Origin of the sequence: Luteipulveratus mongoliensis (genome assembly GCF_001190945.1) — a bacterium.
GTDB classification, from domain to species: Bacteria; Actinomycetota; Actinomycetes; order Actinomycetales; family Dermatophilaceae; genus Luteipulveratus; species Luteipulveratus mongoliensis.
On the sequence record NZ_CP011112.1, the window covers coordinates 4,235,591 to 4,249,787 of the forward strand.

At 68.5% G+C, this 14,197-nt stretch carries 10 protein-coding genes; 7 read left to right on the forward strand and 3 right to left on the reverse strand.

Annotation, left to right across the window (positions count from 1 at the left end; translation table 11 throughout):
- Window positions 1-5: 5 nt before the first annotated feature.
- The 7 genes from VV02_RS27475 (at window position 6) to VV02_RS20060 (ending at window position 5,970) form a co-directional block, all read left to right on the forward strand.
- Window positions 6-95, forward strand: coding sequence for a putative leader peptide (locus VV02_RS27475; RefSeq protein WP_425412283.1), 90 nt, complete (start codon window positions 6-8; stop codon window positions 93-95).
- Window positions 96-254: 159 nt separating this feature from the next.
- Entirely contained in the window at window positions 255-818 is a 564-nt protein-coding gene (gene ssuE, locus VV02_RS20035) for an NADPH-dependent FMN reductase (protein WP_052594417.1), read from the forward strand.
- A 137-nt stretch (window positions 819-955) separates the two neighbouring features.
- Window positions 956-1,972, forward strand: coding sequence for an ABC transporter substrate-binding protein (locus VV02_RS20040; RefSeq protein WP_052597321.1), 1,017 nt, complete (start codon window positions 956-958; stop codon window positions 1,970-1,972).
- Complete coding sequence (locus tag VV02_RS20045) at window positions 1,969-2,817, forward strand: ABC transporter ATP-binding protein (protein WP_052594419.1); 849 nt, start codon at window positions 1,969-1,971, stop codon at window positions 2,815-2,817. Before VV02_RS20040 ends, VV02_RS20045 begins: the two co-directional genes overlap by 4 nt.
- Complete coding sequence (locus VV02_RS20050) at window positions 2,817-3,695, forward strand: ABC transporter permease (RefSeq protein WP_052594420.1); 879 nt, start codon at window positions 2,817-2,819, stop codon at window positions 3,693-3,695. Before VV02_RS20045 ends, VV02_RS20050 begins: the two co-directional genes overlap by 1 nt.
- Window positions 3,696-3,730: 35 nt before the next feature.
- Complete coding sequence (locus tag VV02_RS20055; RefSeq protein ID WP_052594422.1) at window positions 3,731-5,071, forward strand: LLM class flavin-dependent oxidoreductase; 1,341 nt, start codon at window positions 3,731-3,733, stop codon at window positions 5,069-5,071.
- Window positions 5,068-5,970: a TauD/TfdA dioxygenase family protein gene (locus tag VV02_RS20060; RefSeq protein ID WP_052594423.1), complete on the forward strand. Its 903-nt coding sequence runs from the start codon at window positions 5,068-5,070 to the stop codon at window positions 5,968-5,970. Before VV02_RS20055 ends, VV02_RS20060 begins: the two co-directional genes overlap by 4 nt.
- A 119-nt stretch (window positions 5,971-6,089) precedes the next feature.
- Here the strand turns inward: VV02_RS20060 and VV02_RS20065 are convergent, their stop codons facing one another.
- The 3 genes from VV02_RS20065 to VV02_RS20075 form a co-directional block, all read right to left on the reverse strand.
- Window positions 6,090-7,520, reverse strand: coding sequence for a hypothetical protein (locus VV02_RS20065; protein WP_218917449.1), 1,431 nt, complete (start codon window positions 7,518-7,520; stop codon window positions 6,090-6,092).
- Window positions 7,521-7,655: 135 nt separating this feature from the next.
- Window positions 7,656-10,973: an ATP-dependent helicase gene (locus tag VV02_RS20070; RefSeq protein ID WP_052594424.1), complete on the reverse strand. Its 3,318-nt coding sequence runs from the start codon at window positions 10,971-10,973 to the stop codon at window positions 7,656-7,658.
- Entirely contained in the window at window positions 10,973-14,176 is a 3,204-nt protein-coding gene (locus VV02_RS20075) for an ATP-dependent helicase (protein WP_052597323.1), read from the reverse strand. The genes VV02_RS20070 and VV02_RS20075 overlap by 1 nt, the downstream gene beginning before the upstream one ends.
- Between the last annotated feature and the right edge of the window lie 21 nt (window positions 14,177-14,197).

A 14,197-nucleotide genomic window follows, 5' to 3' on the forward strand; every position in this document is an offset into this window, starting at 1 on the left:
TCCGAGTGAGAGAGATCAGGCCCCCAGCCAGGCGACTGTGCTCCCGCCGCCACATCGACCTCCAGCGAGTCTCCAGCGCGCTCTGTCGCGACTGACCTCGGCATGACCGGCGCGCTCCCAGCGCCGTACGTCGTCCTTCGTCGCGCGACCACATCGGTCGTCTCCAGCCGCATCGACGCGGCTGCTCCTCGTTAACCCGCTGAGATGCCTTGCTGCGCAACGGTATTCGGCGACCCGCCATCATCGGAGGAACCATGGCCCTGATCGCCGCGATCTCCAGCAGCCCATCCGCCACCTCACGCACGGACGCGGTCCTCGGCGACGTCGAGCGCCGCCTCGAGCTCGCAGGGCACCAGGTCGAGCGCATCGTGCTGCGCGACCTGCCCGCTCGGCCGCTGCTGCTTGGACAGGCCGACGACGTCGACATCAACGCCGCCATCGAGGTGTTTGCCTCCGCCGACGCCGTCATCGTCACGACGCCGGTCTACAAGGCGTCCTTCGGCGGCCTGCTGAAGACGTTCCTGGACCTGCTGCCGCAGTACGCACTGCGTGGCAAGGCGGTGCTGCCGCTGGCCACCGGTGGCACCCCGGCCCACGTGCTGGTCGTCGACTACGCGCTGCGTCCCGTGCTCTCCAGCCTGGGCGCCACCCACATCACGCCCGGATGGTTCGTGCTGTCCGCACACATCGTCCTGGGCGACAACGGGGCCGTCGAGCTGGACGACGCCGCCTCCACACCGCTGCGCGAGGTCACCGATGCCTTCGCCGACGCGATCGAGCGTCTCTCCCCGGCACCGCGCCGGGTCGCCGTCGCCTGACCGCATCATCGGGACGACGATGCCGGACCGGGGGAGCCTGCGAGCCCGGCCGGATGAGGAGTCTCGTCCAAAGACTCAGGTCACGAGCTCGTCTGACCACCAAAGGAATCCACATGTTGACCTCTCGCCATCTCGCCATGCCCATTTCCGCTGTGCTCGCCCTCTCCGTGACCGGCTGCGCCATCGGTGCCGGGAACGCCGCGGAGCCAGGAGCCAAGGACGGATCCGGCAACACCGTCCTGCGCTACCAGGGCGCCGCCAACTCCGTGACCCTGCCCGAGCTCGCTGAGGACCTCGGCTACTTCTCGAAGGTCAAGCTGAAGTGGGTCGGCAACACGACCAGCGGTCCTCAGGACATCCAGTCCGCGGCCACCAACCAGACCGACTTCGGCGGCGCCTTCTCCGGAGCGGTCGTCAAGCTGATCGCCGCCGGCGCACCGGTCAAGGCGGTCGTCAACTACTACGGCGAGGACGCGAAGACGTTCAACGGGTTCTACGTCAAGGCGGGCAGCCCCATCCGCACGCCTCGTGACCTCATCGGCAAGAAGATCGCCGTCAACACGCTCGGCGCGCACTCCGAGGCCGTCATCGACACCTACCTGAAGAAGCACGGTCTGACGCCGGCCGAGATCGACAAGGTCCAGCTGGTCGTCCTGCCGCCCAACGACACCGAGCAGGCCATCAGGCGCAACCAGGTCGACGTCGGATCTCTCGGCGGCGTGCTGCAGGACCGGGCGATCGCAGCGGGCGGGCTGCGCAGCCTGTTCAACGACTACAGCCTGTTCGGCGCGTTCAACGGCGGTCAGTACGTCCTGCGCAACGACCTGACGGCCAAGAAGCCGGACGCCGCCAAGGACTTCGTGACCGGCGTCGCCAAGGCCATCGAGTGGGAGCGTACGACTCCGCGCGCCGAAGTCATCAAGCGCTTCGCCGCGATCATCAACAAGCGTGGGCGCCACGAGACGACCGCCAACCTGAAGTACTGGAAGAGCGTCGGCATCGCGAGCAAGGGTGGCGCCGTCAGCGATCGCGACTACACCCAGTGGACGTCCTGGCTCGAGGAGAGCGGCATCGTCAAGAAGGGTGAGCTGAAGCCGAAAGACTTGTACACCAACGAGTTCAACGGCCTGGCTTCGGCTGGTGGTCAGGGATGAGCACCCCGAAGATCAGCCTCCAGGGAGTCGGCAAGCAGTTCGTCGTACGCCCCACCCGCGACCAGCCGCAGGCCGTCGCCCTCGACGCGTTGCAGGACATCGACCTCGACGTCGCCGCCGGCGAGTTCCTGACGCTTCTCGGGCCGAGCGGGTCGGGCAAGACCACACTCCTGGACCTCCTCGGAGGACTCAGCGAGCCGACGTCAGGGCAGGTCCTCATCGACGGCCAGGAGATCACCGGTCCTGGGCTGGACCGCGGCATCGTCTTCCAGCAGTACGCCCTCTTCCCCTGGCGTACGGCGGTCGCCAACGTTGCGTTCGGGCTCGAGCAGCAGGGGTTGTCCAAGGCAGATCGATTGACGAAGGCACGCGAATACCTCGCTCTCGTAGGGCTTTCCGGGTTCGAGGAGCGCTACCCGCACGAGCTGTCCGGCGGCATGAAGCAGCGCGTCGCCATCGCCCGGAGCCTGGCCTACGAGCCAGACGTCCTGCTCATGGATGAGCCGTTCGCCGCGCTCGATGCGCAGACCCGCGAGCAGCTGCAGGACGAGCTGCTCCGCATCTGGGGCACCACGGGTACGACGGTCGTCTTCATCACCCACAGCATCGAGGAAGCCGTCTACCTCGGGCAGCGGGTCGCGGTGCTCACCTCGCGACCCGGGCGTCTCAAGGAGGTCGTCGACATCGAGCTGGGCGACCGCAACGTCGACGGCGACCTGCGCTCCGACCCACGCTTCGTGGCCTACCGCCACCAGCTGTGGGAGCTGCTCCACGACGAGGTACAGCGGGCGCAAGACGCCGGCCACCGCAAGATCCAGCCCAACGGAACCGAAGGAGCGGCCTGATGTCCACCACCGCACCCACGCGTACGGCCACCGTCGCCAGGCCCGCTACCTCAGCCGCACCAACGAAATCCGTTGCCGTCTCTCATCATCCGGGCGGCAGGGTCCTCGGAGTGCTCGGGCGCGGAGCCTGGCGGTCGGCTGCGCTGGTGCTGTTCTTCCTGCTCTGGGAGCTCGGCCCGCAATACCTCCTCAAGCCGGAGACCAAGGTCTTCCTGCCTCCCCTGCACGTCACGCTGCAGGCCTGGGTCGACCTCGTCCGCGACGGCCAGCTGCAGGAACACCTCAAGGCCAGCGTCACGCGTTCGGTCCTCGGCTTCAGCATCGCGGTGGTCGCCGGCATCAGCCTCGGGCTCGTAGTCGCCTGGTACGCATCGCTGCAGAGCTTTCTCACTCCCCTGCTCGAGCTGTTCCGCAACACGGCTGCCCTTGCGCTGCTTCCGGTGTTCACCCTGCTGCTCGGGATCGGTGAGGTGTCCAAGGTCTCGATCGTCGCGTACGCCGCCTTCTTCCCCGTGCTGCTCAACACGATTGCTGGAGTACGCACCGTCGATCCACTACTGGTGCGGGCTGCCAGGTCGCTCGGACTGTCCAACCTCCAGCTCTTCCAGAAGGTCGTCCTGCCGTCGGCAGTGCCCACGATCTTCACCGGGATCCGGATGGGTGGAACCGCCTCGATCCTCGTGCTCATCGCGGCCGAGATGGTCGGCGCCAAGGCCGGTCTGGGCTACCTGATCGTCAATGCGCAGAGCAGCTTTCAGATCCCTCAGATGTACGCCGGCATCCTCACCGTCTCCGTACTCGGTCTCGCCGTCAACATCGGCCTCGTACGACTGGAGCGGCACTTCTCCCGGTGGCGCACCGACGCCCAGGGCCGCTGACGGCGTACGAAATCCCTTCTGCAGAAAGCACTCCCATGACTTCAACGACCCGTCAGCTCCATCTCAACGCCTTCGTCATGTCGAACGGTCATCACGAGGCCGCCTGGCGCCATCCTGACGTCCAGCCGTCTGACGCATTGACTCTGCAGCACTACGTTCGGATCGCCCAGACCGCCGAGCGCGGCAAGCTCGACTCGATCTTCTTCGCCGACGGGGTCGCCCTGCCGAAGAACGTTGCCTTCAATGGACATTCGGCATTCGAGCCGCTGACGCTGCTGGCCGCTATCGCTGCCGTGACCGAGCATGTCGGTCTGATCGCGACGGCCTCGACGACGTACAACGAGCCGTATCACTTGGCTCGCAAGTTCGCCTCTCTCGATCACCTCAGTGGCGGACGCGCAGGCTGGAACATCGTCACGTCGGCAGGTCAGGACGAGGCCCGCAACTTCAACCTCGACAAGCGGCCGGACCACAGCCTGCGCTACGAGCGGGCGTCCGAGTTCCTCGATGTGGCAACGGCCCTGTGGGACAGCTGGGCCGATGATGCCGTCATCGCCGACCAGGCGTCCGGGGTCTATGCCGACAGCGAGGCGATCAGCCCGATCGACCATCAGGGCAAGCATTTCCAGGTGCGCGGTCCCCTCAACATCCGACGCCCAGTGCAGGGCTATCCCCTTCTCGTGCAAGCGGGTTCGTCGGAGTCCGGCAAGGAGTTCGCCGCGCGGACGGCGGAGGCGGTGTTTACCGCCCAGCAGACGCTCAAGGAGGGACAGGGCTTCTACCGCGACCTGAAGAGCCGGCTCACGACGTACGGCCGCTCCCCCGACGACCTGCTGGTGCTGCCCGGCATCAGCCCGATCATCGGACGCACTGAGGCGGAAGCGAAGGAGCGCGAGGCGCAGCTCAACGGGCTCATCAATCCGGCGTACGGCCTCGCCCAGCTCTCGTCGATGCTCGACACCGACCTGACCCATGCCGCGCTCGACGAGCCGCTGCCCGACGTCGGCAACGCGACCGAGGGCAACCAGAGTCGTTTTGACCTCGTCGTCGGCCTGGCCCGGCGCGAGAGCCTCACCCTGCGCCAGCTGATCGAGCGACTGGCCGGCGGTCGCGGCCATCGCGTCATCGCCGGCACCCCGACGCAGATCGCGGACAGCATCGAGGAGTGGTTCACCGAGGGTGCCGCGGACGGCTTCAACATCATGCCGCCGACGCTGCCCGGTGGCCTCGACGACTTCGTCGACCTGGTCGTCCCCGAGCTGCAGCGCCGCGAGCTCTTCCGCACCGAGTACACCGGCCGCACGCTGCGCGAGCACTACGGCCTCCCCCGACCCGCCGATCGAAACAGCAGCAACGACAAGGAGACCGCAGCATGACCACCATCGCCACAGACCGCGCCGTCCGACGCCTCACCGCCCACATCGGTGCCGAGATCAGCGGTATCGATCTGACCCAGCCGCTGGCCGGCAGCGACGTCGAGTTCATCAACGCAGCGCTGCTGGAGCACAAGGCGCTCGTCTTCCGCGACGCCCCCCTCGACGACGCCGGCCAGCAGCAGTTCGCTGAGAGCTTCGGCCAACTCACCACGGCACACCCGACGGTGCCTTCGGTCGACGGTGCACCCAACGTGCTGCCCGTGGACAGCGAGGGCGGTATGCCCGCCAACCGCTGGCACACCGACGTGACGTTCGTGGTGAACCCGCCCAAGGCGAGCACCCTTGTCAGTCACGTGGTCGCGCCGTACGGCGGCGAGACGCTCATCGCCAACACGGCGGCGGCGTACCGCGACCTCCCCGAGCCGCTGCGTGCGTTCGCCGAGACGCTCTGGGCGGTGCACACCAACGACCACGACTACGCCGTGATCCCTGAGGATCTCGACGAGCAGGCCAAGCTGCGGCGCGAGATCTTCACGTCGACGACGTTCGAGTCACTGCATCCGGTCGTCCGCGTGCACCCCGAGACCTGCGAGAAGGGTTTGTTCCTAGGCGGATTCGCGACCCGGCTCAAGGGTCTGACGACGTCGGACTCACGGGACCTGATCCGGATCTTCCAGTCCTACATCACCCGTCCGGAGAACATCGTGCGCGTGACCTGGCAGCCCGGACAGCTCGTGCTGTTCGACAACCGCATCACCCAGCACTACGCACCCGACAACTACAACCGCGAGCCGCGACGCCTGCACCGCGTCACCGTGGCGGGCGATGTGCCGAAGTCCGTGTCGGGTGAGAGCAGCACGTCGCTGATCGGCGACGCGTCCCACTACACGGTGGCCTGACCACCCGAGATGTCCTGCGGGGCTGGCGCTCTGGAGCCGGCCCCGCAGGCGTACGTCACTCGCCGCATCACGCCGTCATGCAGAAGCGGGGCCAGAGCACCGCTTCTGCATGACGGCGATCATGTGGCAACGGTGGTCGTGTCTGGGTCGTACGGGCGCCAAGTGTTGGCCGCTCCCGCCTGCTCCGCACTGTTCTCGGATCGCTCCTCGTCCTGCGTTGCCGAGATTGGGCCGTCCTGAGATGACTGTGCAGTCGATGCAAGGGCAACAGGCTCTTCGATCTCAATGGTTGGGCGGATCTGTGGGGGTTTGGCCTGCCACGCGCGGACACTCTGAGCGATCTCACCGTAGAAATCGTTCGTGGCGTTGATCACGCTCTCGATGAAGCTGCCTCGCCCAGTCCCGCGCTTCGTACCAGCGCTACGAACCGTCGCGACGCGGAAGGACTTCAACTCCTTGGTCCGATCGAGAAGTAGTGCCGAGGGATCTTCGCGAACAGCGCTGAGGAGCTCAGCGCTCCCAGGACCTCGCGCGTACGCGGCAAACGCTTCAACTCTGGTCGAGGGCGGCGCCGAACTCAGTTGCCGGACAAGCCAATTGACTCGTGACGTCGCGCGTCCAACACCAGGTGCCAGAACGTCCATGTGGACCGTTATGTTGCCCGCTCGCAGATCAGCTGTGACCACAAGTTCGCCCACCACATTCGGAACTCGGACCCGACCAGTGAGAGCCCCCGTCGCGGCGGCCTCAGCCGTCAATGACTGGTTTCGAGCTACAGGGTCAGCTAGCTCCTTGCGCGTGAGGACCGGAATGACCTCGTCACCAAGTTGTCGACCCAGTTGAAGACTCGTGTAGCGCAGGAGTGCATCCCAGCGACCTGCGACATCGGCCAATCCGCTGTCTGATACACGAAGCGTGCCTGCACTGATGGCTTCTCGAATCTTGACCCAAGACTCGCCCATGTCGTTGAACGCCAGGGCGCCGGATCGCGGGTGCTCCAGGTAGCGAATCAGCTCGCCAAGAATCCAGGCTTGATCTGGGTCGGCGACTCCCCGGTGCTCCTTTTGCATGACTGCCGCGCACAAGACCTCGGACCACGAAAGGTGGTGCATAGTCACACGTCGCAGCTTGCGACCGTCGACCTTGGTCGGATGCGTCCCCGCGATGGCAGGGATCTCGTTGCTGATCGTTACAACTGCGTCGAAAGCATTCTCGCGCGCGATGTCGAGATAGTTCTCGAGCTGCTCCGCTGCCAACTCCGCCGAGCCAGTCTTCACTTCTACCAACGCGATCCACGACTTCGATCCGCGCTTCACTCGAATCAGTCCATCTGGCCGAAGTGTCCGATCGCCTAGCGGAAACGGCACCTCGATGTACGTCTCAATCGCCCCCGCGGGCGCGCCCAATGGAACAGTGACCGCACGGCCGAACTCTTTGACTGCACCCAGCACGGCCAGAAGTGCACTCGTTGCTCGACGCTCTTGCTCCTCCGCACCATTGATGCCCGATGTCGGAATCAATCTCGCCTGATGCCAGGATTCTTCGGCCATGACGTCCCCCTAAGTGGAACCTCGCCCTTCTCGGACGATAGACCTCGAAGCCACCAATCGCCTGGCATTGCGACTCATCGCAGAATTCTCAACCAACCGGTAGCCGCTCGACCGTCGACTGATGTGCGCGATCAGTCACTCAGGGATGGTGGCGAGCAGCTCCTGCAAGGCGACCTCATCGGGCAGCTCGGGCCAGACTGTCTCACCAGTCGCGGCGTAGTAGAACGCGCCGTCCACGTCTTCAAGAGGGACGTCCCGCAACCGGGCGTAGGCCAAGCGGTACGCCGCCAGCTGCAGCACGCGATGGCGCGCCGCCTCTCCCGTGGGCGGCCGGCCTGTCTTCCAATCGACGATCGTGAATCCACTTGGTACACGAGGAAACACGGCGTCAATCCGACCTCGGACGGCCATGCCGTCCACCACCGTCTCGACCGCGACCTCGATGGCGTTGGGGCGACGACCCGCCCACTCGGAGGCGAGGAAGTGCTCCTTCATGGCGGGGAGGTCGGCATCGTCGCCGGGATCAGTGTCGGACGCACCGGGCATCTCGGTGATGTCGACGAGCGCGGCCTGGGCGTAGTGCTGCTCGACCCACGCGTGGAAGGCAGTCCCCCGCCGCGCAGCCAGGGCCGGCGCGTGCGGCATCGGACGACGGAGCTCGCGGGCGAAGGCGACCGGATCGCTCGCCAACGACACCACGGCAGACGCCGACAGGTGCCGAGGCACCGTCACGACCGCGTCACCCGGCCGTCGCTGGCGGTCACGCTCGCGCAGCAGCAGGTCGATCTCCAGCGCGCGATCATCGACCGGGACGAGCCCCTGCTCCAGGAGCGGCGGCGCCTCGATCGCCTCCCGCACCCGCAACGCACCGTCCGCGAGCTGAGCACGACGCCGGGCGAGCGGGTCATGCGGCCACTGGGCTGTCAGAGCCTCGGCGAGGCGCGGGTTGGGCACGGTCTTCTCGCCGGCCGGGACCACAGGCATCGGCGCCCACTCCCCGACGCGGACCAGGTCGGCCGACCGCAGCTCGTCGATGAACCGCGAGGTGACCCGCGGCATCTTGCCGTCGGCCCAGACCGGCGCACTGAGCAGCAGCTCCTGCCGAGCCCGGGTGAACGCGACGTACGCCAACCGTCGCTCCTCCGCGACCGCGTGGGCGCCGCCATCCTCCTGGAACGCCACGAACGCGTCCTTCAGCTCTTGGGTGCCCTCAGCCGTCCGCCACGGCAGCACCGGGAGCCCGTCCCGGTCGCCGCGGAGGTCGTACGGGACGCCCTCGAGCCCGCTCGTCCATCCCTTGTCTCTGACCGTGCCGGTCCGCCACGTACCGCCGGTCCCCTCACCGCCGGCCCCCTCACCGCCGTCGGCCGCCCAGGAGGCCCGCGCGTCATGGGCCGGGAATGTGCCCTCGGTGAGGCCGGGGACGACGACGACATCCCACTCCAGACCCTTGGACGCGTGCACCGTCAGCACCTGGACCGCGTCGGTCTCGACCTCGAGATAGCCGAGGTCCAGACCACGCTCCTCCTTCTCGGCCGCGTCGAGCCACGCCAGGAAGCCGCCGAGTGTGGGCCGGTCGGCCGAGGCCGCGAACTGCGCTGCGACATCAGCGAATGCGTCGAGGTGGACTCGCGCCGTGGTCGACGTGTGCTCGGGCCGCGACAGCACCTCGATGTCCAGACCGAGCACCCGCTCCGCCTCGCCGGCGAGGTCCGAAAGGGGCAGACCCGTGAGACTCCTCAGACGGCGTACGGCTGCAGCGAGACCCTCGAGTCGACCACGCGCCGTGGCGCTCACCCGCTGCCCGTCACGCCCCGTCCAGGCGTCACGGGGCAGCTCGTCGAGCGCCTCGACCAGGGAGGCCTGCTCGCGGGAGTCGGGGGCGATGTCGGCCTGGTCGCGCGGGACGTCAGGACGATCGCGGGCCGCCAGGTGGCGCGACCACGAGGCCAGACCGTCGAGATCGGCCGGCCCGAGACGCAGCGCCGGACCGGTCAGCAGACGCATCAACCGGTCGCCGCGGCTCGGGTCCTGCACCACCCACAGCAGGCTGACCAGGTCGGAGACCTCAGGCGTCGTGAGCAGACCGCCGATGCCGACCACCTCGACGGGCAGGCCGGCTTCGGTGAGAGCCTCGGCGACCACGGGGAACTGAGATCGCTTGCGGCACAACACTGCTGCTGTTCGTCCGGAGCGCTTGCCCTCGGGCGTGAACCAGCGGGCTCGCACCCACTCGGCCACGTGGCGCGCCTCGTCCTCGGTGGTCTCCAGCCGCGCCGCGCGGATACGTCCTTCACCGGCATCCGGCCGAGGTCGCAGGGTCTCGACAGCCACCTGGCTGGACTGACGCAGCGGGGCGGCGGTCAGGTTGGCGACCTCGAGGATGCCGCGGTCGTTGCGCCAGCTGGTCGACAACGGCAGCACCGTCGCCTGTCCGTGCCCATCGGAGAAGATGTGCGGATAGCGCGCCAGGGTCGTCGCTGACGCACCTCGCCAGCCGTAGATGGACTGGTGCGGGTCACCCACGGCGGTCACCGGGACCGCTTCGCCACGAGCCACGAACAGTGATCGCAGCAGCACCATCTGTGCCTCGCTGGTGTCCTGGAACTCATCAAGCAGGACGGCCCGAAAGCGTTGCCGTTCAACGGAACCCAGCGACGGGAAGCGCTGCGCGAGCTCCGCGGCAACAGCCATCTGATCGGAGAAGTCGAGCGCCGATCGGCGGTGCTTGAGGTCGGCGTACGCCTGCACGATCGGGATCAGGTCCCGACGCGCGGCCAGTGCCTTGAGCATCGCCGTCGCGTCCGGCGGTGTGCCCCTGGTGCGCCCTGTCACAGGCAGCGTCGGGACGTGGGCAGCGACGCCGTCCAGGTAGGTCGCGACGTCCTCCGGGCGCAGCAGGTGCTCGGCCATCTCTCCCGCGAGCGCGACCACCGCTGCGGTGATCGTGCTCTCGGCGAACTCGATCCGATCCATCGGTCCGTCGTAGCGCTGGACCACCTCGCTGGCGTACTGCCAGGCCGCCGCTTCGGACAACATCCGCGACTCGGGTTCGATGCCCAGGCGCAGGCCGTTCTCGCTGACCAGACGACCGGCGTACGAGTGGTAGGTCGAGACCGCGGGGATGTCACCAAGACCCTGGGTCCCGTCATCGTCGGCGGTCGGCGTCCAGAGGCCCTCGTGGCGCAACCGACGCAGCCGACGCCCGATGCGCTCAGCCAGCTCGCCCGCCGCTTTGCGGGTGAATGTCAGACCGAGGACCTGGTCTGGCTCGACCATGCGGTTGGCCACCAGCCACACGACCCGCGAGGCCATCGTCTCGGTCTTGCCCGAGCCGGCGCCCGCCACGACGAGCAGGGGTCGCAGCGGCGCCTCGATGACTGCGCGCTGCTCCGCGGTCGGCGGCGGGTTGCCGAGCGCCTGGGCGAGCGCAGCGGCGGTGTACGCCGGCATCAGATCACCTGTCCCTCGGGCTGGAGGGGGCACGACCGGCGTACGGGACACACACCGCACCGGTCGCCGACCGTCGCGACGAACGTGGCGGCGCCCATGCCGTCGGCGGTGGCGCGTACGACCTCGTGGGCCCACGAGGTCTCGTCACCGGGCTCGATCGCGGGCTGTGCCTGGACGTCGGCAGAGTTCTTGAGGCCGGCCTTGCCGAGCTGCACCAGAGCCGCACCACCGGAGACGTCGCCCTCCTCGAAAGCGCCTTCGGCAACCGCGACCTGGTAGGCCCCGAGCTGCGGGTGCTCGACCAGCTTGTCCTTGGTCGGCTTGCTGCTGCCGGTCTTGAGGTCGATGATGCGCAGCCCGCGCTCGTCGTGCCGCTCCAGCCGGTCGACCCGCCCACGTAGCAAGGCTCGGCCGACCTCGGCCTCGAAGTCGATCTCAACCGCGACCTTGTGCCACCCGTTGGCCTCAGCGCTGTCGAGGTAGCCGGCCAGCTTGTCGAGCATCCGGTGCGCCTCCTGGCGCTTGCGTTCGGAGATCCAGCCCTCGCCGAGACCGAGCCGCGGCCACCGCTCGTCGAGCACGTCCTGCATGCGCTCCGGCTCGGTGTCACCGAGCTCGGCGGCCACCTCGTGGACCAGCGTGCCGAGGGTTGCTGCGCCGAGGTCAGGCCCTTCGCCACCGCACGAGGTCAGCAGCCAGTTGAGCCCGCAGGTCGCGAACTGGTCGACCTTGGACGGAGAGACGCCGACCTGCTGCTCGGGCTCACGCAGCGGCCGGTCGTCGGACAGCTCGGTCAGCGCCCACCACGACGCCGGGTCGGCTCCGGGGACGTGCTCGCGGGCCAGCCGCGAGAGCGTAGTCACGGCTTCCGCGCGCTCCTCGTCATCGCCGATCGCGACCTCGCGGCGCAGCTCGGCGACGGCCGCCTGCAGCGTCATCGGACGCTGCACATCGGTGAAGTCCCGGAGCCCATCCGGATCTGAGTCACCATGCGTATCAAGGGGATCCACGATGTCGAGGTACGCCGACGGCTGCTCGTCCTCGGACCGCACCGCGGTGACGACGAGGCGTTCGCGAGCCCGCGAGACCGCCACCAGGAACTGTCGCGTCTCGTCGTAGCGCACTGCTGCCTGTGCCGCTCGCAGCGTGCGGCCGCGACCGGTCAGCACATCGACGAGGTGCTCGGAGCCGAGCAGCGAGCCACGCAGCCGCAGGTCGGGCCAGACACCCTCCTGGACACCGGCCACCACCACGGTGTGCCACTCGCGGCCGGCCGCGCCGGCCGGCGTCATCAGGGCGACGCACTCGTCATCGGGCGCGCGTGCCACGAGGGTGTCGCCCGGCACGTCCTGGCCGCGCACGTGCTCCAGGAAGTCGGCCGGACCGGACTGCGGCAACCGGTCGACGTATGCCGCCGCCGCCCCGAAGAGCGCCACCACCGCATCGAGGTCACGATCAGCGCGCGCGCCAGCGGGTCCGCCGGCGAGCGCCGCGGAGGACCACGGATCGGCCAGCCCGGACGCACGCCACATCGCCCACAGCAGCGTCTCCGCGGTCGCGTCGTCTGCGCCTGCGGCTTCGACGCCCGCCTGTACGACTCGCGCCACCCTGCGTGCAGGCGCGACTTCGGGGCCGTAGAGGGTCAGCTGCCCGGCGTCGAGCACCGATGCCGCGAGCAGCTCGTCCCCGGTGCGGGTGCCACCTGCCTCCAGCTCGACGCTGCGCAACGCTCGCCGCATCCGTCGGAGGGCCACGGCATCAGCTCCGCCCAGCGGCGAGGTGAGGACATCGGTGGCCACCTCAGCGCTGATGGACGGTTCGTCGGACGATGCGGGCTCGCCGGACGATGCGAGGGAGAGCGCCACCTCGATGAGAGCCAGGAACGGGCGTACGGCCGGCTCGTCTCGCAGCGGAACCGTCGTGGGCGGCACCGCGACAGGGACGCCGGAGGCCGCGAGTGCCCGCCGCAGCGCGCCGGTGCGCCCTTGACCGCGCACAATGACGGCCAGGTCCTGCCACGGGACACCGTCGATCAGGTGCGCCCGGCGCAGCAGTCCGGCGACATGCGCAGCCTCCTGGGACACCGCCCTCAGCAGCGCGACCTCGACGACACCTCCAGGCCTGGTCACCACCTCGCGGTGCGCCGCGCCGGCCACCGCGCCGATTCGTGCACTCACCTGCCCGCCGACGGCCCGCAACGCTTGCGGCTGGCGGTAGGAGACCTCCAGCCGCCGCGCGTCGCCGGCGTCCCACTCCTGAGCCAGGGCAGCGAACAGCCCGGGCTCAGCTCCTCGGAACCCCTGCACCGTGCTGTCCGGATCGGCGATCAGCCGCACCTGGGTCTGCGCACCGACGACGACACGCAGCAGCCGGGCCGCGGCCGACGTGAGCTCCTGGGCGTCATCGACCACCACGAACCGCACGGTGTCGCGTACGCGTCGCAGGGCTTCGTCGTCCTCCTGGAGGAGGTCGGCCGCCGACCCCAGGATCCACGCAGGGTCGTACGCCCCTGGCCGCGACAGGGCTGTCACCTCGTCGTAGTCGTCCAGCACGTCGGCGGCCGCCACCCACTCAGGACGCTCGTGCTCGACACCGAGTCTGCGCAGATCATCCGACTCCTGACCCCACTCCACCGCACGCATCAGCAGGTCGCGCAGCTCGGCACGAAACCCCCTGGTAGGCAACGCTTCTCGGACGTACGACGGCCACGGCGGCTCAGGTGCATCGCCTGCTGCATAACCCTCCAGCAGCTCCTTGAGCACGACGTCCTGCTCCGGACCGTTGAGGAGCCGCGGCGCCGGCAGCCCACGCAGTGCGGCCGCCTGACGCAGCAGCCCGAAGCCGAGCGCCTGATGCGTCCGCGACACCGGCTCGGTCGTCGTCCCAGCATTGCGCCGTCTGGTGGCTGCTCCTCCTCCGAGCGCCGTCGCAGGCTCCGGCGCGTCGGCATCGTCGCGCCACAACCGTGACGTCACGCGGTCGCGCAGTGCCCCGGCTGCGACACGCGTCGGTGAGAGCAGCAGACAGTGCTCGGGTCGTACGCCACGCGCGACCGCGGCCACCACCATCTCGACCGCGGTGACCGTCTTGCCCGTGCCGGGCGCTCCGATGACGGTCAGTGCTCGGCCGTCGAAGTCGACTGCCTCGCGCTGGACGTCGTCCAGCACCGGCAGCACCGCCGTGAGGTCGGCAGCGCGTCGCATCTTCAGCACGCGCGCCATCCC

Bases quoted from the DNA above. Each gene is read 5' to 3' on its own strand.
- VV02_RS20050 (WP_052594420.1), top strand. From the start codon at position 2,817: ATGTCCACCACCGCACCCACGCGTACGGCCACCGTCGCCAGGCCCGCT.
- ssuE (WP_052594417.1), top strand. From the start codon at position 255: ATGGCCCTGATCGCCGCGATCTCCAGCAGCCCATCCGCCACCTCACGC.
- VV02_RS20070 (WP_052594424.1), bottom strand. From the start codon at position 10,973: ATGCCGGCGTACACCGCCGCTGCGCTCGCCCAGGCGCTCGGCAACCCG.
- VV02_RS20060 (WP_052594423.1), top strand. From the start codon at position 5,068: ATGACCACCATCGCCACAGACCGCGCCGTCCGACGCCTCACCGCCCAC.
- VV02_RS20055 (WP_052594422.1), top strand. From the start codon at position 3,731: ATGACTTCAACGACCCGTCAGCTCCATCTCAACGCCTTCGTCATGTCG.
- VV02_RS20075 (WP_052597323.1), bottom strand. From the start codon at position 14,176: ATGCGACGCGCTGCCGACCTCACGGCGGTGCTGCCGGTGCTGGACGAC.
- VV02_RS20065 (WP_218917449.1), bottom strand. From the start codon at position 7,520: ATGGCCGAAGAATCCTGGCATCAGGCGAGATTGATTCCGACATCGGGC.
- VV02_RS20045 (WP_052594419.1), top strand. From the start codon at position 1,969: ATGAGCACCCCGAAGATCAGCCTCCAGGGAGTCGGCAAGCAGTTCGTC.
- VV02_RS20040 (WP_052597321.1), top strand. From the start codon at position 956: ATGCCCATTTCCGCTGTGCTCGCCCTCTCCGTGACCGGCTGCGCCATC.